We start from the raw sequence: 24,522 nt of genomic DNA on the forward strand, positions 1-24,522 counted from the left end.
AACCGATATCGGATGCTTTATATCTAGTCATAATTGTTGCGAGTACTCTAAACGGGTTGAAGCCATTTTAGCTTCAACCCTATTATTTATGTGATAAAAATACTCTTCTTAGCTAAGATAAAGTTAAATTACATAAGTTGTTAATTTGAGACATAAATATCTTAATTTGCATGATCAACAAGTCTGATAACTCTTAAAAGCTAAAGTATTTGGAAACAAAAAAGCATTATAAAATAATTTTTAGAATATAAAAAAGTTGCACGGATTTATCTAGAACAAATGTAAAAGAATATTAAGGTTACGACATAAAACTGGTACTTTTGTCTTTTAAAACAATTGAAACAACTTGACTAATAAAATACACTCTCTAATTATAAAGAGTATGTGGGATTAAATAAAAGCTAAAAAAAAATGGAGAAAAACAATGGCTTGCATCAAAATTTCTGAGTTAAAACCTGCAGGTAATGAACTATTTCAAGATGAAGAAAGTTTTTTAGATGAACTAAATGAAAAAGAAATGCCATTTATTATAGGTGGTAAGAAGAAAGGAGGAGATTTAGATGTATCTGTATTGACAGTTTATACTGAAAGTATAGGTATCTCCTTACAAACATTTAGTGTTGTAACGCAAGTTAAGAAAGTCAAGATAAAAATTAAATATTAATAGTATTTAACCTGAGGATGAGTTCTTAAGCATATTTCCAGTATGTGTTTCTACATTTTTTTTGGAAACTGCAAATATGGAGTTTATTTTAAGTAACGCAAATGTTTTTGCCTATTTAGTGAGTAGAGACCTGTGTACTCAGGAAGAAGCAAACAGTAAAGTTGAGCAAAAAAGTGCGAAAAATTTTAACTTACTTGTTAGCTTATCAGCAGGACGTAAACTTTTAGTCAAACAGGAACCTTTCACTGGACAACAAGAAGTGGCTAATGAGTTTCTGCGAGAATGGCGAATTCACGAGTTTATTCAGAGATTTCCAGAATTAGGATATATTAGTGCATGGTTGCCAGAGGTAATTCATTTTGATGCAGAAAATTCTATCATTGTTATCAACTATTTAACGAATTATCGCGACCTAGCTGAATTTTACGCTCAAGAAAATAACTTTGCACCTGCAATATCAGGTGCAATTGGCTCAGCGTTAGCAACAATTCACCGTGCAACTCTAAATTGCCAAAAGTACCAAGAATTTTTTGTTCAAAATACAGCAATTGAAACGGATCAAGAACTGCAGTTAACTGAAGGGTTAAACAGAATTGGTCCAGAGATCTTTGGTCAAGTTCCTGATGATGGGTTAAAGTTCTTTGCACTTTACCAACGCTATGACAGTTTAGGACAAGCGATCGCACAACTCGGTCATGCATACCAACCTTGCTGTTTAACGCACAATGACCTCAAACTCAATAACATTCTTTTACCTTTAGATTGGGAAAATCATCTTCAGATTCGTCTGATTGATTGGGAACGTTCTGACTGGGGCGATCCGGCATTTGATTTAGGGTCGCTGATAGCAAGTTATCTTTTAGTATGGCTCACAAGTTTGGTTGTGAGTAAATCAATTGGCATTGAAGAAGCATTACGCTTAGCAATGACACCCCTGGAAGACTTACAGCCTTCACTTGTCGCATTGATGCGTAGTTACTGCGATCGCTTTCCAGAAATTTTTGAACTGCACCCTGACTTTCTCCCACGCGTGATGCAATTTACTGGTTTGAATTTGATCAAAGCAATTCAATCGATGCTGCAGTATCAGAAATCTTTTGGTAATACAGGAATTTGCTTACTGCAGGTAGCCAAGACTTTACTGTGTCGTCCTGAAGCCTCAATCCGGATTATTTTTGGCAGGGAAGAATCAGAACTGACTCGCCTTGTTCGTTCCGCTTAATTATTAATTGTAGGCACATTATGCTGTTGTTGGATTCGCTGCATCAACTAGTAGACGAGCGATTACAAACTTCCTTACAAGATATTGTTAACAATATTCATATCGAATCTAACTTTTGTATTCGCCACCCAAACTACAAACCCTTACAACTTCCTACTGAAGCAGTAGAGAGGTTTGAGCGATTACCGTATAGTCTGCAGATGAAATATCTCAATTTGCAGCTACAAAATTTTCTCTATGGCATTTATTACAATGGCTTTTTGCAAGCAGCACTAGCACCGACTGAGGATAGTAAAACACCACAACACCACGAAAACAATACTTTTCTTGGTGTAGACCTCGCATTTTATGAGCGATTGCACGATAGCAACAACGGTGAAGGCTATTTTGATCCTGGTTGGTTGGTAGTCAGACAAGAGGATGATAGCTTTGTTGTCGCCAAAGGTGGATTAACTTTGTGGGTCAGCGATCGCCATCTGCAACCCGAAGTTGTGCCTTTAGTTGGTGAAGAAATTGCTATTCGTTTACCTCGCAATCGAGTACAAAACGGTTTCTACATGGCGGTGGGTGATGCAGGTCCTCCCAGTGATGAAGAGCAATTGACACGAATCTATTTCAACCTCAGCCCAGAAGGTGCGGTTGCTGTCATGAATAGCTTGACGCATCAACTCAATAAAATTGCCCTACCTTTTCTATTTAAGGTTCTCTACGATCCTGCGTACTACAAGCGCTATGACTCAGGAGTGCTGTATTTTGCCAAAAGTCACTACGCAGCTATCCGAAAGGCGTTACAGCAGGTTTACGCTGAACATCAAGCGCATTTTCGCACCCAAGTGCCACTGTTTACCAAGTTTCTTGCACCAGGACTCGCGATCGCCGAAGAACCCGATCTCAAATTTGCCGAACAAGAAAGTTTTGGCATGAATCGGTGCCAAATTGTTGCAAGTGGCTTGCTAGAAGCAAGAGAAGACAATGATGAGTCTCCACAAAAGCGGATGGTAGCAATTTTGCAACAGTTTTCCTCGTTAGAACTTGATCTAAATCGTTCTTATCTTAATGCGAATTCCGAAGACATTTATATTCCGCTGCAGTTATGAAGATTACCGATCTCACCTCACCTACAGAGGAAGCGATTCCTGTCAGGAAGCATTCTAATTGTGATCTACCTTTTTATCGCCCCCTTGGTCGCACAAACTTAACTGTAAGTTGTCTGGGATTAGGAGGTGGTGGACAGATTTCGAGCGAAGATACGCTTTATGCGTTTGACCAGGGAATCAATTTCTTTTTCTACTCTAGCGATCTCCACCACTATCTTTACAGTTCGATGGCAGGGGCGCTACGTCAACTGTGCGGACGCAAGTCTAGAGTGCGCGAGCAAGTAGTATTGGCAACAGTATCTTACATTGTGAAAACCCCAGATGCCATTTTCTCTTCACTTTACGATCAGTTTGTCGATTTGGGGATTGATTATATTGATATCTTTTTCTGGGGTTGGATTGGTGCAGATAATGCGGGTGATTTGCAAAACTGCTTGAATGCTTCTAACGACATTCGCGGTCCTAACACTGTATGTCAGCGCACGATGGAAAGAATATTTAGTACCTCAGAGCGCCTCAAGAAAATGGGTGCAGTTCGTTATATTGGTGCTTCTTTCCACGATCATCATCTAGCGCGTCAATGGTTAAACAATTCGTTGTTAGATGTGGTAATGGTACGGCATAATGTCGCGCATCGTACCGCTCAACAAGAGGTTTTTGCCCAGCTAGATCCTCAAGACTCGCAGCGTTCAGGAATTGTCACTTTTAAGTCGGCTGGAATGCACAATTTTCTTGGAGATCCCCCTGTCAATCTCCCGAAAGGATGCTGGCAACCAACAGTTCCTGATTTGTATCGCTATTCGCTAAGTCAAAACTGTGTTGATGTTTGCTTGACAGGGTTAACACGGCGCGAAGAAGTTGATGCGGCGATCGCCAATGTGCAACAGGGTAAGCTTTCAACTGCAGAACTCGACTATCTCGCGCTGTATGGAGATTTGCATCGTCAGCGCGTCAATGTGCAAGATGTTCCTGCTGAACGCTGGTATCAACCACTGGCAGCAGCTTTGTAAATTTATTGGGTAAGTGCTATGTCGGATTTAGTCATCGAACAACCAGTTTTACCAAAAATTTCTCCTGCAACCGATGCAGAGATTGTGACTTATCTGCGGCGTTCATGTAAATTTGCTGAAATTGCTGATTTGACCGAACGCGATGCTTTAATTTTACAGCTTTGCGAACAGTACGAAGTCACCGTATCGGATGAAGAATGGCAAGCTGCTGGTGATGCTTTTCGCACAGAACATAAAATACTCGGAGTTGCAGAAACTTATGCATGGTTGGCACGCCAACGGATCAGTGTCGAAGATTGGTCTGAGGGCATTAAAGTTAGGCTCTTGGCACGGAAGTTAAAAGCGGAGCTTTTTGGAGAAGCTGTTGATAGTTATTACTTGCAAAATCGAGAGGAATATCAGCGAGTTGCGCTTTCACAAATTCTTGTACTCAATGTTACTGACGCGATGAAACTAGCAAAAGCACTACGCGAGGAACAAGCTTCTTTCTGCGCTTTGGCGTTGGAATACTCGAAGGGTAAACAATCGCAAGAAAACGGTGGTTTTACTGGGGTGCGCTTTTTGAATGAATTACTACCAGAAATTGCGCAGGCGATCGCTACAGCCATAGAAGGCGAAATTATCGGACCAATTCATACAAAACTCGGCTATCACATTCTCCGAGTTGAAAAAAGATTTCCTCCAGAACTCAGCGAAACCGTAAGAGAGCAAATTTTAGATACTTTATTTGAATTCTGGATACAGGAAAACAGTAAAGCAAAAATGCTTGACGCATGAATTTGCTGCTATACAAACAAAGTCTATGTGGACTATGGGTAAGGCATCTTTTACCCTCTCAAAAGACTTATCTTAGTGTACGACGAAGATACACTTTGCTTAAATAACCCCAACTTTAGCCGGACTTTATGTTCGTTCGGAATCATTGTCTAGGAGTGCGTCACATGTCTTGTTTAAAAATCTCTGATTTATCTGTTACTGGTTTAGAGCTATTCCAGGACGCTGAAAGTTTTTTGAATGAATTAAGCGATCGCGAAATGGAAAATATTACAGGTGGCTGGTTCAGTTTTCTCACAGATAACTTCATGCCAACCACAAGTAACTTAGTAGTAGAAACCGTAGTAAAAACGCGAGTTGTTTCCGTAGTAACTAAATCAGTTTGGGTAAAAACAAAAGGTGTGAAAACTTATGGGATCTCGCATACTTACAAAACTATATCAAAACAATTATGACTATACAGACACAGCACTTTCTAACTGAATTTTAACTTCTGCATTGGCAATCTGTTGCTTGAGCCACTCAGCAAATAAATCAGAAAGAATTTGGTAACGTAGATCGTTGTCCAACTGAGGTTGAATGATTTCCTCAACGAAGATCAGATGAATCCCTTTTGAGGTGACAATTGGCTTGAGAAGTTGTGGGGGAGTTGCAGCAAATACTGCAGCAGAGATTTCCGGCTTGAGATCTTTCCTATGTAAAATTCCGCGATATCCACCGCAGCGCCGTAGTTCAGGTTCTTCTATATACTGGCTAGCAACCTCACTAAAACTGATCTCTTTTTCAGTAATTGCATAAAACAGTTCTAATGCCAAATCTCGATCGTTTAATATAACTTCATAGAATATAATGCCAGCATAATCAAGTTGATGCTCAACAAAAAAAGGTTCAACACTATCTGCAAATAAATGTTGAGCTAGTTTTGCAGAAATAACATTTGCATAAACTATTTCTTCAAAATCATCGACAGATAAATGATGTTTTTCTAGCCATTGCCAAGTATCTTCTGCATGATGAAGGTGATTTATAATCCGCAAGTTATCTGCTCCTTGCTGTAATTCTTCTTGTGTAGCTGTAAGTCCTTTTTCTGATGCAATGATAGCAATAATGTTTCGATTCAAAATTCCTTCAATTATTGAAGGGAGTTGACATGTAAGCTTGATTTCATGAATAATTTTGCTGGGAGTAATGTTGATGATATTTAACATGGTTTATACCTTGAACGTAATAAAAAGCTTTATTTTGGGCAGACAAAGGTTTTATACTTAATATTTAGATTGATATAGCAATCTTATTTGAGTTGCAAGGTTTTCTAGAAACGTATATATCTATAGCAGCTTGCTGTAGGCTACTACATATGCACAGCCTTCTCGCAGGGTAGAACATAAAGTACTCAAAAAGAAAATATACAAAGTTTTACAAATAATTCTAGAGTTCTAAACCACCCACTTGTAATTTTTTGAAAGGATCGAGAATAAAGTCTATAATTCGGCGCTGTCTAATTATGACTTCAGCTGTTGCTGTCTGACCTGGAATTAGAGGAATACGTTTATTTGCTGTTTGAATATAAGGCTGAGATATTGTAATTTCTAGTTTGTATGTATCTACCTGTCCTTGAATTGTTTCTTTACTTTGAGAATCAGGTGATACCCAACTTAAAAAGCCATATACTATCCCATAATCCTGAAAAGGATAAGCATCAAATTTAATTTTGACAGGCAATCCAGGGCGAAGAAAACCACTTTGTTGACTAGACATTTCAGCGTTAAGAACAAGGGCAGTACCACTAGGTGCAATTTGAGCGATCGTTTGGCCTGTTTGTACTACAGCACCTGCCCGTTGAATAGGTAATTGAAAAATGATGCCATCAATCGGTGCGTGTAAGATATGCTGTTGTAGTCGTAACAGTAAAGATGAAATTTGATTTTTTGTTTGGGCAATATCGGCTTGCAAATCGATGATTTGGGTTTGGATTTCCTTGATTTGCCTCTCACTATCTAAAATTGCTAATTCACCAGCACGTAAATTACTTTCGTAAGTACTCTGTTGCTTTTCAAGTTCAGCTTTAGCTTGTTGGATGTCTGATTCTGCTTTTTTTAAACGCTGCTCGTTTTCAATCATGGTACGTTCAGCCATATCTACTTGTACCCCAGAAATAATGCCTTCTTTTTGGAGTCGCCGATAGCGTTGTACTGTATCTTGGTCTTTACTCAATAGTTGTTGTGCGGCTTCTGCAGCGACTCGATTAAAGCTTTGCTGTTGGCGAATTTGATGAGTTTGTGCAAGTTGTACTGAGGCTTGCGCTTGATTTTGTAATCGTTGAGTACGAATACTGATGGCTAGTTGATTTTTTATCAGTTCCAACTGTGGTAAACGATTTTGCTGCCCTTCTAATTTTGCTCTTGCCTGTTGAAGTTCGGTTAAAATTACCTCAGATTCCAAGACTAATAAACTTTGCCCAGCTTTAACTATTTGACCTTCTTCAACATTAATTGCTGCTACTGTACCACTAACGGGGACATCAAGTCTTACCATTTTTCCTTTAGGTTCTAGTCGTCCTCTAGCACTACCAGTTTCATCAACTCTAGCTAGCATTGCCCAAGGTAAAAGAACAATAGCAAAAATCAACAAGAAATAAAGTAAACCTCGCGTCCAAACTCTTGGCAGGGTATCGAGTAATTCTTGAGTAGGATAAGACCAATTTTCACTTTGAGTAGGCATTGGTAAGGATTAATAGTTTTGAGTTTTGTTAGCGTAGCGGTGCGTTAGCACGTTTTGAGTTAGTTCTATTCATCTCTCATCTTTTAAAGTTGCTAACTTTACGCACCAGTAATAGGTAATCATTTTATCTAATCAACGATCTTTCTACGTTGTAAATAACAAATGAAATTCAATATTAAATAAATCATATTTACAGAAAAATTCAATTTAAATTTAAGAAGGAATTCCTGTAATTTGTTGCTGATTGAGATAGAAGTATTGACCGCGTTTTGCCATTAATTCTTCGTGCGTACCACTTTCAACTAATACTCCTCGATCTAAGACTAAAATCTTGTTGGCTTGGCGCACAGTAGAAAGACGATGAGCAATAATCAGCGTTGTGCGTCCTTGTAGAAGTGTACTAAGGTTGTTTTGAATAATTCGCTCAGATTCGGCATCAAGATGGCTAGTTGCTTCATCAAGAACAAGTAAGTGGGGATTACCAAGAAAAGCACGGGCGATCGCGATTCTTTGGCGTTGTCCTCCTGATAGCATGCCACCACCTTCACCAATTTGGGTTTCATAACCCATTGGTAGTTGTTGAATAAACTGATCGGCACCTGCAAGTTTGGCTGCTTGGCGAACGTCATCTGAAGACGCTTCAGGATGACCGAGGCTAATATTTTCCCAAATAGTCCCGCCGAAGAGAAATGTATCTTGATCGACAACACCAATCTGTTGACGGAGCGATCGCAAAGCTACGGTTGTAATATCATAACCATCGATCAAAATCTTGCCTTCTGTAGGTGGATAAAGCCCTAAAACTAACTTAGAAATTGTCGTTTTACCAGAACCACTGCGACCAACCAGCGCGACAGTTTCTCCTGGTTTTACCTCAAAACTAATATTTTCTAAGGTGTTGACCTCGCTTTCAGGATGGTAACGAAATGTCACTTGCTCAAAGCGGATGTGACCTTGTAATGGTGGTAACAATTGCCGTGGCTGATTTTGAAAATCTTCTTCTGGTTGAGTTTCAATGACATCATTAATTCGCTCAACCGCAATAATCACTTCTTGTAGTTGATTCCACAAAACTGTTAAACGTTGAAAAGGATTAATAACATTACTCAACAGCATATTGAAAGCAACTAATTGCCCAATAGTCAGTTGGTTTTGAATCACCTGCCACGCTCCAAACCAAAGTAATGCTGTAGTAGCGAGTGCTTCAATTGTTGAACTAAAAACTAAGAAGCTGTTATCAATAACCTGTCCAGAAAAAGAGGTTCGTACAGACTTATTTAAAAGTTCTTCCCAATGCCAACGCACTGTCTGCTCAACTGCCATTGATTTAATTGTCCGAATACCTGTGAGCGCTTCAATTAAGTAGCTATTTTGCTCAGCAAGGGAGTTAAAAATCTCTTTGGAAATACGGCGAAAGAAGGGTGTAGCAATTAATGCCAATAAGAAAAATGGTGGTACAACAACTAAGACAAGTAGTGCCATTTGCCAGCTGTACCAAAACATTAGTCCTGCATAGACAAACACAGTTAAGAGATCGAGAAATATAGAAAGTGCTTCACCTGTAAGAAATTGCTGAATTTTATAATTTTCTTGAACGCGCGAGATGATATCGCCAACATAGCGAGACTCAAAAAAACTGAGTGGTAAGCGAAAAGTATGTTTAATAAAACCAACAATTAACGCTAAATCAATCCGGTGAGCCGTGTGGTCTAATAAATATTGTCGTAGACCAATCATCGCTACTCGAAATAAACCAAAGATCAGTAAACCTAGTCCTACAGCAGTTAAAGTTAAAGTACTGCGTTGCACTACCACTCGGTCGAGTAGTAGTTGTGTTAAAAGGGGCGTAATTAGCCCAAAAACCTGCAATAGGAGTGAAGCAATCAGAACCTCTAGCAAAACTAAAGTGTGTGGTTTGATTAACTCAATAAATTGCCACCACGTTTGCGTCGTATCTTTTGTCTTATTAAGGAGCGCAGTAGGCTGTAATAATAAGGTGTAACCTGTCCAACTTGCTTTAAATGCTGCCGGACTTAGAGTTTTTTGACCTGTGGCTGGATCAGCAATCACAACTCGCTTGGGAGTAATTTCGTAGACAACAACATAGTGTCTTCCTTCCCAATGTGCGATCGCGGGTAAAGTTTGTTCGGCTAGTTTATTAAGGCTAGCTTTTACTGGTCGAGTCGTGAATCCAATGCTTTCTGCTGCTGCTGCTAATCCCCGTAAAGATGCACCATTACGGTCAACATTAGCAATATCACGTAACCGATTTACACTAAAGCGTTTTCCCCAATAACGCCCAATCATCACCAAACAAGCTGCACCACAATCAGCGGTACTTTGTTGCGCAAAAAAGGGATAACGTCGTGTAAATTGCTGCCACCATTGACCAACTTTTACAGTAGGACGAGGAAAGTAAGCTTGGTTGATTTTGACCTGATCTTTGCGCTCAACTGCTTCTGTAAATGAGATGCTTTTTGGTTCTACAGTAGCAGTAACTTGTGGTACATCTGCGGTACTCGCTAATTGTGGTACGTACTGGATTGCGGTTTGCCAATGTGCATTGGGGAGAACATACAACTCAGTTGATGCAGTTGCTTGCCAGTTTTTGTCTTTAGACGATTTTGGAACATATATATCACCTGCAGTAAGCTTGTCTCCCGAAGAATGTAGGAGTTCTCCGCGCCGTATCAACCATAACCGTGATTCTGCTACACGAACAGGGACGTAATGACTACAGATATGTTGCTTTAGCAGCGGTAATATCTGCATTAACCCATCTACAGAAGCATTGTTAAAAAAGCTACTTTGCTGACACAACAAAAGTAAGTCTCGGAGTACTGCTTGCTGATAGAGGCGATCGCGAATTGCTGAATAACTTGCGATTAAGGTTTGTAAGCATTCATCATTGAGATAGCAAAGCTTTAAGTTCACAGATGCTCTGACAGCATAAGGTTGAAATTGTTCTGAAGTAAATAGCGTTACTTCACCAAATACGGAACCTGTCTCTAACGAAGTTATGAGATTATCGCTGCTATCTAGAAGTCGAGCTTTGCCTGCAATAATTAAATAAATTCCGCGATGTGCATCTGCGGTACACCAAAATTTCTTACCTGCATTTGGTTGGATAATTTCAGCTTGCTGATAACAGCTAAAGATTTCTGCCTCAGAAAGCGTTAGCCCTATTTGGGTAAAGAGTTGACTTAGCTGTGCTAAGGAAAACTCTGATAATTTTTGTCCCATGATTTGCAGATATGATGCTGAAATCAGTTATTTACTTGGCTTGACTGCATTAAAAGTCCAAAGTGGATTTGCTTGTGCAGAAGATTGCAAATTACTAATCTTGATACCTGAAGCTTTAGTTTGAGAAAAACTTTTGGTTTCTGTCTGTACGCGAATTTGCCTTAAGGAAAGTCCTAATTTTTGTAATATCCGGCTAATGTGGCGATCGCTGACTTCAACACCAAATTCTTTTGCCAGTTGTTTACTCAACCATTCTGCTGTCCAACACCGAAATGAATAACCATATTCTCGTGGACTATGACTCACTAGTTCTTGCAAGCGAGCAATATGATGTGCATCAATTACTCTAGGGCGACCAATTGGGCGATCGTCCCACTTATGCGCTAAACCTGCTTTTGCCATTGCAATCCAATACCGCGCCATCTCTTGAGAGCATCCTAATGCTGTGCAAATTTCTGCTTGTGAGTACCCCATGTCTGCTAACAGCATGATTTCAATCCGACGATGATATTCGGGACGTAGATTACTTTGCCTACTTTTTAATAAAAACTCTCGTTGAAAAATTGTTAAAAACTGGCTTTCTTCTATATATAGTTTTTCAAAACTACTACTTTGAATTTGATCGCCATCAGTCAAATTCGTTGTATTTAGATTAGATTCTGTCCTCATCATAATTTTATCTCAGTATTTTTGAAAATTTCAAATTAGATGCCTAACAGAGGTGTTCAAACCATGATTAGTGATGATCGAATTAGTAATATTTACAGATGTAGTACTTTTCTAAGCAGTAAAATTATTTTCTTCTCTAAAACATGGATGGAAGAATATATAGTTATTACTTAAAAACAATATTAATTGTTACAAAGCTTGCTTTTATTTTTTAATCAAAGCATTCACTTTTAGTGATATCTAATTGGTAAATAGCAACTCATTTACCATATTGAATCAAAAAAAATACTTTTTAAACTTTCCTTTGAACACATAACTATTTTCATGAATCTTCTCTCTTCCAAGCAGTTTTTTTAATCACAGTCAATTAAGTATCTCAAAACATCAGTATTTTTTTTGATTAATTAAACTTAAGCTTTTTAATCGATCTTTATAATAGCAACTAAAGTCGCTAGAACTCAATCTACTATTAGAACTAAGTCACATTTACCCTAAGGTTGCATCATTGCTTAATAAATTATTTCAAATTATTTTTTATGTTTTTCAGGTAATTAGATTATCAAGATTTTTGTTACTCAATGCAAGCTCTAATTAAGTTAAGTAATTTGTGTAAATTTTGTTACCAAATGTAACTAGCGAGTATCCTCTTATACTCGAATACTTAAGTAAGTACCTCTGAGGATTATGGTCTATCGAAGATAATAGTGCAGACTCTATCACAGCAAAATAAGATTAAGTATATTTTTATACCTTAAATAATTAAAAAGTAGGTTTATTTAAATAAGAAATTAATATATAAAAATTTCAACGCTAGGAATAAGTTATCTTTGTACGTCAATACTGATGCAGTTCTACTAGTAACAAAAAGTACATAAGTAATTTCTATTGAAAGAGTTTATTGTATAGAACCTACAGCCTATTGCTTAGCTCTAAGCAACTTAAATATTAATTTCACTCATCATCTTATCAAAGCTCTTAGGAAAAACAGACAATATTTCCAGAAAAAAGTCACATTTTACCTGCAGTTCCAAAGAACTTTGAATTTCAAAAGTCTGCTTCGTGCATTTAAGTTGCATACCATCACAAATTAGAGTTTAGTCTATACCAATATTATTCGACAATATAAATGTATAAATTCATTTTCTCTACTTTAAGAAATTACTTTAAAGCACTCTGGTAGTTGTGAATTTTGCAATAGACAATATATCTAGAAATAAGTCTGTACTAAGGCTTTTACACAGTTCCTGATTCAGGCAGTTGATATTGCTTAGCTCAGACTTAAGCAGTCGTCGTTAGAAGTTAGACTAAATATCTATGCTGATTTAGTTGCTAAAAACTGACGTAGACTGAGCAAACTCATCGTTTGTGCCAAGTTTAGTGGCAAAAGTGAAACTCCTACCAAAGATGACTGCACCCAGCCTTCCCCCCAATACCATTCGTGGTAGCCATCAATGCCTTGACTGAGTAAAAAGCGTAAGCAAACAGGTGTTGCTATTTCAACTTGATGGCGGATGGCGATAGGTCCTGCCCAACTCGTGAAAGAAAGTCCTGAATGTATCTGTTCAGGCATTCCCTCTGTTAAGCGTTGAAACCACAGCCATTTTCGTAGCTGTTCTGGATGCAATAAACTGTCGCGAATTGCAGTTGCTGACGCTTCTACTTCTATTCTCAGTTGGCTTTGTTGAAAAGTACCCAGCATGATAATCGTTGCGATCGCCCTATTAATACTATTTTTAGTATGACTGAACTTCAGAGTGAGGCGCGAGTGTTTAGTGGCTAGTGACTAGTTTTGAGTTTTGAATTTTAAATTATAAAGAGTTTTCATAACTCAACACTCACAACTTTCTTAAACTCACAACTCCCCGTTTCCCAGTCACATAGTTCCTCAGTCTCCTCTGCACTCCTGCTCCAACTTCCCAAGCCGTTAGCTGTATCTCCGCCTTAAAATAAAAAAGAAAGCGTATGTAAAGAAATGTAAGGGTTATGGCGGATCAGTTAATTCGTGCCACGGCAGCTGAGGGTGGAATTCGTGCGGTAGGTGTGATCGCTACTCGCCTCACAGAAGAAGCAAGGCAGCGGCATCAGCTTTCATATGTCGCCACAGCAGCTTTGGGTCGTACCATGTCAGCAGGACTTCTTCTGGCATCCAATATGAAGCGTGCCGAATCACGAGTCAATATTCGGATCAAGGGCAATGGACCGTTGGATGGAATTCTTGTCGATGCTGGCTTAGATGGCACTGTACGCGGTTATGTGGATAATCCTAGTGTAGAGCTACCACCAAATTCCCGAGGTAAATTAGATGTCGGTGGTGCTGTTGGTAATGACGGCTATTTATATGTTGTACGTGATGTTGGCTATGGATATCCTTACACCAGTACAGTAGAGCTAGTTTCAGGTGAAATTGGAGATGATATTTCTCACTACTTAGTGACTTCTGAACAGACTCCATCAGCATTGGTTTTAGGTGTATTTGTAGGAAGTGAGGGAGTACAAGCTGCTGGAGGAATATTGATACAAGTCTTACCAAAAGCTGCAACAGACGAAACACTTGTTCAAACACTAGAATCTCGGGTCACAGCCTTATCAGGGTTTACTCCTCTACTGCAGGCTGGAAAAACTTTACCCGAAATCTTCGAGCAATTGCTTGGAGATATGGGTTTAGAGATCTTACCAGAAACGCAGTTGGTACGTTTCCATTGTGGTTGTACATTTGATCGGATGTTGGGAGCACTGAAAATGCTCGGCGAAGCCGAACTGCAAGACATGATTGAAAAAGATGATGGTGCTGAAGCAACTTGTCATTTTTGTGGAACAGTTTATCAGGCAAGCAGTGCCCAGTTGAACCAGCTGATTGTAGATTTGCAGTCTGAAGCTTCAGCCAAGTGATAGGGATCAAAGGGCAGGAGCCAGAGGTCAAAAAATGCTAATACCAACCTTTTTTGTGCTAAAATACACGTCTTTATACATAATAAAGTGGGTTGACAAACAAGGCTGCTTATAAACAGAATCAAAGCCAGGTAAAGATATTTGGATGTCAGCAATGAGAGAGCAAGGTATTCCAGAAGATTGGTCTGTTGTCAAGGCTTCTAGCCCAGAAGATGCTAGCCAATCTTTAACTCCCGTTGCAGGAATTGGCTCTACTGAAGTAGGACACGCAGCCAAAAAGAGCGGTAACACCTCAGCACCGCAGCCAAAATCCCCAAAAAGATTGAATCCAAAGCACAAGGTACTCCTCTGGTCGAAAAATTGGATTTTCTGGATGGGATTAGGAGGCTTGGTGACAAGTGGAGTTGGTATTATCGCGTTGGCAATGCTATTGAAATCACCAGCAGCACCCAACTGCCCAGCTATTTTTTGGCCTTTAGCTTCAGCTTCAGTGCGACTACATTGCGCACAGGTAGCAGCAAATAAGCAGACAGTGCAAGACTTACTGCAAGCGATCGCCCTAGTTGAAGCACTCCCAGACGATCACCCACTTCGTCCAGAAATCAGTCGTTTACTAGAACAATGGTCGCTTGATATTTTGGCTTTAGCTGAGCAAGATTTTCAAGCAGGAAGATTAGAACAAGCGATCGCTACGGCACAAAAAATCTCCAGAAATGTACCTGTTTACCAAAACGTAGATAGTAAGATTGCCAATTGGCAGTCAATTTGGTCAGAAGCAGAAGCAATATACGCCGAAGTCGAAGATCGCTTACGGGCACGCGAGTGGCATCAGGCATTTATGGGAACGGTACGGTTACTAAGTGTCGGTAACGAATATTGGGCAACAACTAAGTACACAGAACTCAATCAAAAAATTGAAATTGCCCGCGAAGATGCCAGCAAGTTGGCAAAAGCGGAAAGCTTGGCAAAAAGAGGTGGTGCAGACAACTTAGTAGAAGCCATTAAGATTGCACAATCAATCGGAGTCAATAGCTATATTTACCAAGAAGCGCGAAACCTCATTCCTGATTTGGGACGGCAAATGCTGGAACTCGCGCAAGCAGCTTTAGAAAGACGCGATGCCGATCAAGCGATCAATATTGCTAATCGTATTCCAGCAAGTACAGGCTTGCGTGCGGAGGCTCAAGATTTTACAACTTTAGCATCTGCTCAGCAGAGCGCGTGGATGGGGCAAATTCCAGATATTGAAACAGCGATCGCTACCGCACAGAAAATTGCTACAGATAGACCACTATATATTAGGGCACAAGAGTTAATCGCCCAGTGGCAACTAGAAATTGAAGCAGTAGCGCGTCTAGATCGTGCCCGACAACTTGCCCAAGGTGGAACTATTGGGGATTTGACAGCGGCAATTACCGAAGCACAATTAATTTCTGATAGCAATCCCCGTGCTTCGGAAGCACGAACAGAAATCAATCGCTGGCGAAGACAAGTTGAGACTATTGAGGATAGACCACTACTTAACCGTGCAGAAGATTTAGCGGCAGGAGGAGATATTGCTTCCTTACAAGCCGCAATTAACGAGGCAAGACAAATCAGCAGTGGACGTGCTTTGTATCGCGAAGCCCGTAGTAGAATTCGGAGTTGGACAAATACAATTGAGCGAACTCAAGATCAGCCGATTCTGGATGAAGCAAGATTTTTTGCTAGGAATGGTAATCTTCCGGCGGCAATCGCTACCGCACAAAGAATAGCACCAGGAAGAGCACTTTCAGGAGAAGCCCAAGCCGCAGTAAACGACTGGCAAGGACAAATTCGTGCTAGACAAAACTGGCAAGAAGCACGCCGGACAGCCCTACAAGGTACACCAGAAGCATTAGCACAAGCAATTCGACTGGCAAACCGAGTGCCACGCACTAGTCCACTACGCGCAGATGTTAATCCTGCGATCGCTCAATGGAGTCAACAGCTGTTTAATCTTGCCTTGAATCGAGGTCAGTATGATATTCCTGGTGGCATTGCGATCGCTCGCAGAATTCCTCCTGGAACAGATGCTTATCGAGCAGCCCAGCAACAAATTACTGCTTGGGAAAAGTTTTTGAATCCCGAACCTATTGTAGTACCAACAATACCAACCTCAACACCAGTGTCTACTCCGCAACAGTAATTGCATTAGGAGTAATTGACCTGACTTGATGGAATAATAGAACGTTTATAGTAACAAGAAACAACTGAATCCATTTGGTCTTGTTCTGCTGCTACTGCGTTGACTTTATGCAAGAATTTACTATTCATAAATTTTGCTAGTGGTTGGTTAACTTTTTTAAAAAATTTTATAGCATCAACTGCCTTTTGATCCCATTCATGATAAAAATGCAAAATATCATGAGGTGTTACCTGTACGCGATCGCTACCAGTTTCAGGTAAGCAATCAAACGGTTCGTCTAGATTTAATAATCCATAATCCTCAGTCAACTCTTCTCCTGGATGGATATCTCTAGCAGCTATCACAAAATCATACGGAGTCAGAATGCAGTTAGCATCAAAGCTATGGTTTATGTACCGCGCAATATCCCAGCATAAGATATATTTGCCCTGAGCATTACGAAAAGAATATTTTAATAATTTCTCTCGGTAAACATCACCAACGTCCAAAATGTAAGATTCATCAATTTCCTGATCTAATTTGTCTAAAACCCATGTAATTGTTCCTTTAGGAATCAATTTAGTTGCAAATACACCATAACCTATTGATGGACTCACAAAACCAAGTTGAGTATCAGGATGTATCATACGTTTTAAAGGTTTTTTAAAGTGGTATACCTCCTTTATAATCGGTTTAATAAATACTATGGTAAAAATTAGGTAAAGTTACTAGCTAAATACTTCATTAAATCTGTTCTTTTGAGTTAATAGCAACTTTAGCTAAGTTATCTTTACACATGAGTGCTGCATTAATGCTCAACAGTTGTGTTTACCCACTTAGTAGCTAAACCACACTATATCAAACGTAAAGTATATATCTTACTTACCCATACTGAGAAACTGAGATAGCCATCTTGCAATTAACTGAGTTGAATTAATTAACCTCAGCAAAGATATTTTTAATTAAATCAGGATTCGGCAGTTTTTATAACTTGAGAAATACAACGTTTGTCGTTCAAGATAAAATTGTCACCTGATCCTCAAAGAATACCAGCTTATCTTTTGACACATTGCTAATTGTTCATTGCCCTTAGCCTATCTTCGATTAGTGATTAGCTAACAGATTGTAGCGTTCGGCAACTATGTAGAAGCACCATATTACACTAAATATTGTTGATTAAAAGTTGTAATGCTCTCTAGAATCCTCCTAACAGGTTAAGATTCATAAAGTTGCCCTACGGCTACGGCATAACTTCAAAATTCAAACTTGCATGAGAAGCCCTAGTCCACTCGTTGCATCAGAGCAAAAAGCTAGTCAACAGTTACCGACACTGCGACGCTTTTTAGGATATCTGCAACCCTACCGCAAAGAAGTCCCTGTTGCCCTCGGCTTAGTTGCAACTGGTGCGGCTTCACAGTCACTTGGTCCTTTTTTAGTTGGTTGGTCAATTGATAATCTGATTGCCCAGGGCAACTTACAAGGTTTACTTTTAATGCTCGTACTACTAGTAGGTGTCTATGTAGGCGGCATTACAGCTATCCGCGCCCAAATCATTCGTGTTGGCTGGATTGTACAACGCTTGTTAGCACAACTACGTCAAGATATTTTTATAAAAGTTCAAAGCTTACCGATTAGCTTTTTCGATCAAAGTGAATCTGGGGACTTAATGAGCCGCTTGCTCAATGATGTCAGTGTTGTTAATCAGGCATTTGGACAAACGATCGCTCAGATGTTGGGCAACTTATTCAGCTTAGCAGGAATTGTCATTGCCATGTTCTTGATCAACCTGCGGCTAGGTTTAGTCAGCAACTTAGTTGTTCCATTGATGCTTGTTACCACCAGCTTATTTTCGCGCTGGGCAAGAAAACGATTTCGCGTAACGAGACAAACAATTGGGGAACTTTCTACCAAGATTGAGGAAGATATTAGCAGTGTACGCGAAGCCCAAGCCTTTAATCGCGTCCGATTGAATATTGCAGAGTTCAAAGCCCTCAATGCAGCAAACCGCGATGCTAACGTCGATGCAGTGGCAATTACAGCCGCGTTTCTACCATCAATTGATTTTCTCAACACACTAGCAACTGCTGGAGTTCTCGCTTATGGCGGTTATTTGGCAGTGACAGGAGCCGCCACAATAGGAACCGTAACTGCATTTTTACTTTACGTACAGCAATTTTTCCGCCCAATTCAGATTTTGAGTCAGTTTTATACGCAAGCCCAGTCAGCGTTAGCCGCAGTCGAGCGCATTTTTATGCTACTTGATGAACCTGCTCAACTCAAAGATGCACCCGATGCGATCGCAATGCCACCAATTCGTGGTGAGGTGACATTCGAGCAAGTTTCCTTTGGCTACAACCCAAATCAGCTTGTGCTTAAAGAAGTCAATCTTCGTGCTAAACCAGGACAGACAATCGCTTTAGTGGGACCTACAGGAGCAGGCAAAAGTACAATTATTAACTTGATTCTGCGGTACTATGACGTTACGAGTGGAGCCATCAAAATTGATGGCATTGATATCCGTAAAGTCACGCAGGCAAGCTTACGGAAACAAATTGGATTAGTTTTGCAAGACAATATTTTATTTAGTGGCACAGTTGCCGAAAATATTGCTTTTGGTCGTCCTGATGCTACTCAAGCCGAAATTGAAGCAGCTGCTCAAGTTGCCAATGTTCATGAGTTTATTACCAGTTTGCCGCAAGGATACGCAACACTATTAGGTGCTAGAGGCGCAAACCTTAGTAAAGGACAGCGACAACTGATGAGTATTGCTCGTGCTGTTTTAGTTAACCCGCGAATTCTGATTTTAGATGAAGCAACTAGCAGTATTGACACGCGCACCGAAGCTTTAGTTCAAGATGCAATTGATCGATTGTTGACTGAACGTACTAGCTTTGTGATTGCCCACCGCCTCAGTACTGTTACTAAAGCAGATCAAGTATTGGTCATTCAACAAGGTCAAATTATTGAAAGTGGAACGCATGCAGAATTAGTTGCCCACGGCGGAGTCTATGCTAATCTTTACGCACTACAATTAGGTGCAGCTTAGTCTTGCAGCTTGATAGGCTTCAGGAGTGTTGAGATCTAACAAAACTTCTGGAGTGTCAAATTCTACGCGCTGAATTTGTGAATAAAATGTTTGGACAACTTGACGCAAACCGCAACTAGCTTCACTCAAATTTTCTAAATGCGATCGCACTGATGAGGAAAACAATAGCGGATGACCTAACTTGCCTTGATAATCAGGTGCCGTAATAGGCACGCTAGAAGAAATGTGTGCTTGAAGTAATTTTTGATAGATCCAGCTACTTCTAGGTTGATCCACCGCTGAAATCAATAAACAATCAAATTGCGGCACGTACTTTAATCCAGTTAAGATCGAAGTGACTTTTCCGCCACTGGGATTCTGATTAATCTTGACTATAGTTTCTGAAGGAACTTGTTGTTTGCAATTATGCAGTCCTAATACAACAATAGGAACAAACTTAGCAAGTGATAATTGCTCGATTTGATAAAACAATAAACTTTTACCGTTTCGCCACGGTAAGCTAGCTTTACAAGTACCCATCCGGCTTGATGCACCTGCTGCCAAAACTAATGCAAAGCAATTAAAGGTTTGCTGTGGCATGAATAACGAATTACGAACTACAAATTAATCATTATTCAGTCATTGTATGATTCTGCAACCAACAAAAAAACTAACAATCACCTGGGAACATCTTCCAGATGACTTCGTATTACCTGACGACCCTGTGGAGAACATTCAACAACCGCCCCTTGCTGCTGCGCTTACCGACGCATTAGGAGCCGCAGGACGTATTCAACCAGATATGCTGATCGGCTCGAATTTTGGTTTAGTTGCCACGGTAAATAAAAAAGTTGTCGTGAAAGCACCTGATTGGTTTTATGTGCCTCACGTCCAACCTGTACCATCAGAAGTCATTCGTCGCAGCTATACACCACATCTTGAAGGCGATTCGGTAGCTGTAGTTATGGAGTTTCTTTCACAAGAAGATGGCGGTGAATTGTCAGTACGCTCGACGCCACCCTATGGCAAGCTTTATTTTTATGAACAGATCCTCCAGGTGCCTACTTATGTCACCTATGACCCTTACGAACCTAGTCTAGAGGTACGATATCTAGAAGAAGAAAAGTACGTTTTACATAGAGCTGATATTAATGGACGCTATTGGATTCCACAATTAGAGCTATTTATAGGAATTTGGTACGGCGAACGATTGCGCCAAACCACAAATTGGTTGCGCTGGTGGGATGCTGAAGGTAATCTGCTTTTGTGGAGTTCTGAACAAGCCGAACAAGAGAGACAGCGTGCTGAACTATTGGCAGCTAAACTACGTGAGTTAGGTGTTGATCCAGACACGTTAAATTGAAGTTGACGATCGCCTACGTAGTAGAGAAAGCGATCGCACTTTATGCATAAATTCTAGACAGCGAAAGTAAGCTGCACTCTAAGATAATGATAGTTGCTACTTTTGCCCAAAAATGTGGCGGAGATTATTGTTGAGTGTTAGCGCAATAAATTTATGGTGTATTGGATAACAGCGATTGGTTGGGGAGTAGGTTCGATTTTCTGGGCAGAAGTCGTGCGGGATCTGTATCACGTACTATCGCATCGCGTGCCATCATTGTATAAACAACACGTATGGCATCATCGTGTTTTTCGTCGAGATTTGACCTTTGCAAGTGCAACGATATATCGTCAAGCACAGTGGCGCAATGATTTTCCTGAATGTCTTGCGATGTTACTGTTTACGCTAGCGTTGTGGTGGGCGTGCTTGATATGGACGCCTGCGTATCACTGGGCAGCTTTAGCGGGAACAATTTATACACTAGGATTTCTCATTAGCTGTATAGCGCGTGGTAGCGGAAGTGAATGGGCGCGAGAAGTTACCGATGTCACACATAAACCAGGACGTTTTTTATCGCCTCCTGCAACATGGTTTGTAAATCGTCCTTATCACTGGCGGCATCACTTTGATGATGACCAAGCTTATTATTGTGGTACTTTCACTTTGGTGGATAAGTTGATGGGTACAGCACTCGCGCTTAAAGGAAAGAAAGTTGCAGTTACTGGCGCATCGGGAACGTTGGGGAAAGCTTTGTTACTTCACTTGCATCAAGCAGGCGCAAAGGTGTTTGCCTTGAGTTCGCATTCTGACCCGATTACTTTGACACTCAACTTTGATGAATCTTTCGCCGTCCAGACAATTACTTGGAAAACTGGACACGAGGTTGAACTTGCAGAATTCCTCAAGAAGATAGATATCCTTGTTCTGAATCATGGCATTAATGTTCGCGGTGAAAGGACTCCAGAAGCAATTTCTAAGTCTTATGAGGTGAATACTTTTTCGAGTTGGCGGTTGATGGAATTGTTTTTTAATACCGTCTGCACAAATGAAGACATTGCGTTGAAAGAAGTATGGGTAAATACGTCAGAAGCAGAGGTTAGCCCAGCATTTAGCCCATTGTATGAACTTTCTAAACGTGCTTTGGGCGATCTAGTGACGCTACGTCGTTTAGATGCACCGTGTGTTGTGAGAAAACTGATTTTGGGACCATTTAAGAGTAATCTTAATCCAATTGGAGTGATGTCAGGCGATCGCGTTGCGCGGCAAATTATTGCTTTAGCAAAGCGCGATGTCCGCAACATCATCGTTACAGTTAATCCGCTGACTTATCTCCTGTTCCCCATCAAAGAATTCTGCACATCAATGTATTTCAGATTCTTTAGTCGTGCAGAAACTAGTCATCCAGAAGTAGAAGCGCAAAATGATCTTTTTGGTAATGGGTAATGGGTTAATGGTCTTCTTCCAATTACCAGCGATAGTCTGGTTATTCAACCGAAGTTGATATCACTTATGAATTACTTTCGTTCTGCTGTTGATGCAATGACAGGTTACATTCCTGGAGAACAACCTAAACCAGGAACACCGATTATTAAGCTCAACACCAATGAAAACCCTTATCCACCGTCACCACAAGCGATGGAGGTGTTGCGGAGTCTTGACAGTGAGTGGTTGCGCCGCTACCCCGATCCGTTTGCGAAAGATTTTTGCAGTGCAGTCAGTGAGGCTTTGGGTGTACCTGCAGATTGGGTAATTGTCGGTAACGGTAGTGATGAGTTGCTGAATGTCATCATACGAGCAAGTGCTGAGGGAAGCGATCGCAAAGTTGTTTATCCGATGCCGACGTATGTTTTGTATCGTACTTTAGCCGCGATGCAACCTGCGGAGGTTGTAGAAATTGATTATCCCGCAGATTTTCACTTACCAATTGATGAACTTGTTGCTGCTGAGGGTGCAGTGACATTTATGGCTTCACCGAATAGTCCTTCAGGTCATTTGGTTCCTTTTGCAGATTTGCGCATACTAGCACAACAGCTTGCAGGCATATTAGTCGTTGACGAGGCTTATACTGATTTTGCAGAGTACTCGGCTTTACCACTTGTGCAGGAATTTGAAAATGTAATTATTCTGCGGACACTATCGAAAGGATATTCGCTAGCAGGGTTGCGGATGGGTTTTGGCATTGCTAATCCGCAGTTACTTGCGGGATTATTCAAAATTAAAGATAGCTACAACATTGATGCGATCGCAACCGCTGTTGGTACTGCTGCTATGCGCGATCAAGCTTACAAAAATGCTTGTGCCGAAAGAGTAAAGAAGTCGCGCGCTAAACTCGCACTAGAACTTAAAAATCTAGGTTTCCAAGTTCTTGATTCGCAAGCAAACTTTGTTTTGGCAACTCCACCGCAAGGAAACGCTGAACAGTTGTATTTAGCACTGAAGGCGCGGGGAATTTTAGTACGATATTTCAAGCAATTTGGATTAAAAGATAAGTTGCGGATTACTGTTGGGACAGATGAACAAAATCAAACTTTAATTGAGGCGTTGGTGAGTTTAATGTAGCAATCCTATTTGAATTGTCATAGTTTTTAGGAAACATAGACGCATTGGCGAAGCCTTCTCGCAGAGTAGCGGCTTGCCGAAGGCTACCACATAGGCCACATTCCCCGTAGGGGTTGCCGTTAGCGTAGTGCTAGCGAAGCGAAGCTGAAAGGCGTTAGGCTAGGACACGAAGAAAAGAGTTAGAAAGGAATTCTCTTAAAATCAGTGACGGTAGAGGATGTAGAGAATTGTATAGTTGGTTCATTAGCAAACTAGCTGCCTCTAGTTCAGTAGAATAACCGTTGATACAAGCATCATAAAAAAGAGGAAGAGCGTGCACATACTACCTACCTTTATCACCCATTACTATTGGGGTGAGGATGAGATGCTAAAAAACTTGTGTAATCTTCCTCCCAATGAAGCTGAAGCCATTATTGCCAATCTTAGAACTAGTGGAAAACGTGTATGGCTTCACTCAGGCTACCTCATGGATCGGCAACGTGTAGAGAAATGGCTCTATCGTGAGTTTGAGAGTAAGGGAAAAAAGCCTTACCTTCGTCACCCACTGTATTTTGTGCTTGGTGATAATGATGATTTTTTTAGCAAGAATGGTTTCTTCAGTGACAAAGAACCTGCAAAACTTCAACTTCCTCTGACTATTTTTACCAACGATATGATTTCTTTTACATATCCTGACAGCATGACTAGCCTGAATCTAGTGAGTCCTCCCCCACCTGATACCTATGAACTTAGACCTCGTGAGGATGGTCAAATGCCGACGCTAGAAGAAATTGATGAAGAAATGAGGAGGTTTGCAGAATCATATCGTAAGCCTCAACACGGTCAAGTGTTTACATTATCAGAAATTGCAGATGTAGTGAAAAGGTATGGAATGCCAGGAACGAGATGGCAGTCTGAGCCGCAATGGAGGATTGATCGCTATATTGAGGCTCAAGTTTGGGACGATCGCCCGATCTGGGAGTTTCTCTCTACAAGCACTTTTGATGTAAGTTAAGCTTACTGTCATATCAATACTAATGAGGACTTTTCTACTAAGAGGAGGTCTGAAAAGTAAAAAAGCTCTCGTTACAATAACCTGTCAATAGCAAAAAATGACAGAGAACGAGAGTCATGGGTCAATCATATCGTACCGATCTCACAGATGAACAATGGGAATTACTG

The 24,522-nt window shown here is 40.4% G+C and carries 20 protein-coding genes; 13 read left to right on the top strand and 7 right to left on the bottom strand.

The features are described 5' to 3' along the window. The first annotated feature begins 424 nt into the window (after positions 1–424). The 6 genes from IQ230_RS16880 to IQ230_RS16905 all read left to right on the top strand — a co-directional run bounded on the left by IQ230_RS16880 (position 425) and on the right by IQ230_RS16905 (position 5,222). Positions 425–664, top strand: a complete 240-nt coding sequence (locus IQ230_RS16880) for a hypothetical protein (protein WP_193933365.1) — start codon at positions 425–427, stop codon at positions 662–664. 76 nt (positions 665–740) lie between these two features. Further along, entirely contained in the window at positions 741–1,886 is a 1,146-nt protein-coding gene (locus tag IQ230_RS16885; RefSeq protein WP_193933367.1) for a phosphotransferase, read from the top strand. A gap of 20 nt (positions 1,887–1,906) precedes the next feature. Next, positions 1,907–2,983, top strand: a complete 1,077-nt coding sequence (locus IQ230_RS16890) for a T3SS effector HopA1 family protein (protein WP_193933369.1) — start codon at positions 1,907–1,909, stop codon at positions 2,981–2,983. Next, complete coding sequence (locus tag IQ230_RS16895) at positions 2,980–3,993, top strand: aldo/keto reductase (protein WP_193933371.1); 1,014 nt, start codon at positions 2,980–2,982, stop codon at positions 3,991–3,993. The genes IQ230_RS16890 and IQ230_RS16895 overlap by 4 nt, the downstream gene beginning before the upstream one ends. Before the next feature lie 18 nt (positions 3,994–4,011). Next, positions 4,012–4,770, top strand: a complete 759-nt coding sequence (locus IQ230_RS16900; RefSeq protein ID WP_193933373.1) for a peptidylprolyl isomerase — start codon at positions 4,012–4,014, stop codon at positions 4,768–4,770. Positions 4,771–4,934: 164 nt separating this feature from the next. Beyond that, a complete protein-coding gene (locus tag IQ230_RS16905) occupies positions 4,935–5,222 on the top strand; it encodes a bacteriocin (protein WP_193933375.1) in 288 nt (95 codons plus the stop codon). On the opposite strand, the gene IQ230_RS16910 is transcribed toward IQ230_RS16905, so the two are convergent. The 5 genes from IQ230_RS16910 to IQ230_RS16930 form a co-directional block, all read right to left on the bottom strand. Then, entirely contained in the window at positions 5,223–5,975 is a 753-nt protein-coding gene (locus tag IQ230_RS16910; RefSeq protein WP_193933377.1) for a peptidylprolyl isomerase, read from the bottom strand. It abuts the gene before it with no gap. Positions 5,976–6,195: 220 nt separating this feature from the next. Continuing rightward, positions 6,196–7,488, bottom strand: coding sequence for an HlyD family efflux transporter periplasmic adaptor subunit (locus IQ230_RS16915; protein WP_193933379.1), 1,293 nt, complete (start codon positions 7,486–7,488; stop codon positions 6,196–6,198). 213 nt (positions 7,489–7,701) lie between these two features. Continuing rightward, positions 7,702–10,731, bottom strand: coding sequence for a peptidase domain-containing ABC transporter (locus tag IQ230_RS16920; protein ID WP_193933381.1), 3,030 nt, complete (start codon positions 10,729–10,731; stop codon positions 7,702–7,704). 27 nt (positions 10,732–10,758) lie between these two features. Continuing rightward, the gene (locus IQ230_RS16925; protein WP_228055069.1) at positions 10,759–11,403 is read right to left on the bottom strand and encodes a helix-turn-helix domain-containing protein; all 645 of its coding nucleotides are present in this window, start codon (positions 11,401–11,403) and stop codon (positions 10,759–10,761) included. A 1,309-nt stretch (positions 11,404–12,712) separates the two neighbouring features. Further along, entirely contained in the window at positions 12,713–13,099 is a 387-nt protein-coding gene (locus tag IQ230_RS16930) for a hypothetical protein (RefSeq protein ID WP_193933383.1), read from the bottom strand. 284 nt (positions 13,100–13,383) lie between these two features. On the opposite strand from IQ230_RS16930, the gene hslO reads away from it, so the two are divergent. Both hslO and IQ230_RS16940 read left to right on the top strand, forming a co-directional pair. After that, the gene (gene hslO, locus IQ230_RS16935; protein ID WP_193933385.1) at positions 13,384–14,289 is read left to right on the top strand and encodes an Hsp33 family molecular chaperone HslO; all 906 of its coding nucleotides are present in this window, start codon (positions 13,384–13,386) and stop codon (positions 14,287–14,289) included. 145 nt (positions 14,290–14,434) lie between these two features. After that, on the top strand, positions 14,435–16,456 hold the full coding sequence (locus IQ230_RS16940; protein ID WP_228055074.1) for an ATP-binding protein: 2,022 nt from the start codon (positions 14,435–14,437) through the stop codon (positions 16,454–16,456). A 5-nt stretch (positions 16,457–16,461) separates the two neighbouring features. On the opposite strand, the gene IQ230_RS16945 is transcribed toward IQ230_RS16940, so the two are convergent. Beyond that, positions 16,462–17,082: an SET domain-containing protein gene (locus IQ230_RS16945; protein ID WP_193933387.1), complete on the bottom strand. Its 621-nt coding sequence runs from the start codon at positions 17,080–17,082 to the stop codon at positions 16,462–16,464. 623 nt (positions 17,083–17,705) lie between these two features. Between IQ230_RS16945 and IQ230_RS16950 the strand changes: the two genes are divergently transcribed. Beyond that, positions 17,706–19,481, top strand: a complete 1,776-nt coding sequence (locus IQ230_RS16950) for an ABC transporter ATP-binding protein (RefSeq protein ID WP_193933389.1) — start codon at positions 17,706–17,708, stop codon at positions 19,479–19,481. Here the strand turns inward: IQ230_RS16950 and IQ230_RS16955 are convergent. Next, a complete protein-coding gene (locus IQ230_RS16955) occupies positions 19,467–20,060 on the bottom strand; it encodes a nucleotidyltransferase family protein (RefSeq protein ID WP_193933391.1) in 594 nt (197 codons plus the stop codon). The two genes, IQ230_RS16950 and IQ230_RS16955, sit on opposite strands and share 15 nt — an antisense overlap. Positions 20,061–20,106: 46 nt before the next feature. Here IQ230_RS16955 and IQ230_RS16960 point away from each other — a divergent pair, with 46 nt between their 5' ends. From IQ230_RS16960 to IQ230_RS16975, 4 genes are all read left to right on the top strand, one after another. After that, the gene (locus IQ230_RS16960; protein ID WP_193933393.1) at positions 20,107–20,823 is read left to right on the top strand and encodes a Uma2 family endonuclease; all 717 of its coding nucleotides are present in this window, start codon (positions 20,107–20,109) and stop codon (positions 20,821–20,823) included. Between the two features lie 153 nt (positions 20,824–20,976). Continuing rightward, positions 20,977–22,245: a bifunctional sterol desaturase/short chain dehydrogenase gene (locus tag IQ230_RS16965; RefSeq protein ID WP_193933395.1), complete on the top strand. Its 1,269-nt coding sequence runs from the start codon at positions 20,977–20,979 to the stop codon at positions 22,243–22,245. Positions 22,246–22,311: 66 nt separating this feature from the next. Further along, positions 22,312–23,361 (top strand): histidinol-phosphate transaminase, encoded by a 1,050-nt coding sequence (hisC, locus tag IQ230_RS16970; protein WP_193933396.1) that lies wholly within the window; start codon positions 22,312–22,314, stop codon positions 23,359–23,361. A 313-nt stretch (positions 23,362–23,674) separates the two neighbouring features. Then, the gene (locus IQ230_RS16975; RefSeq protein WP_193933398.1) at positions 23,675–24,355 is read left to right on the top strand and encodes a hypothetical protein; all 681 of its coding nucleotides are present in this window, start codon (positions 23,675–23,677) and stop codon (positions 24,353–24,355) included. The last annotated feature ends 167 nt before the right edge of the window (positions 24,356–24,522 follow it).

This window comes from Gloeocapsopsis crepidinum LEGE 06123, assembly GCF_015207655.1.
GTDB lineage: Bacteria > Cyanobacteriota > Cyanobacteriia > Cyanobacteriales > Chroococcidiopsidaceae > Gloeocapsopsis > Gloeocapsopsis crepidinum.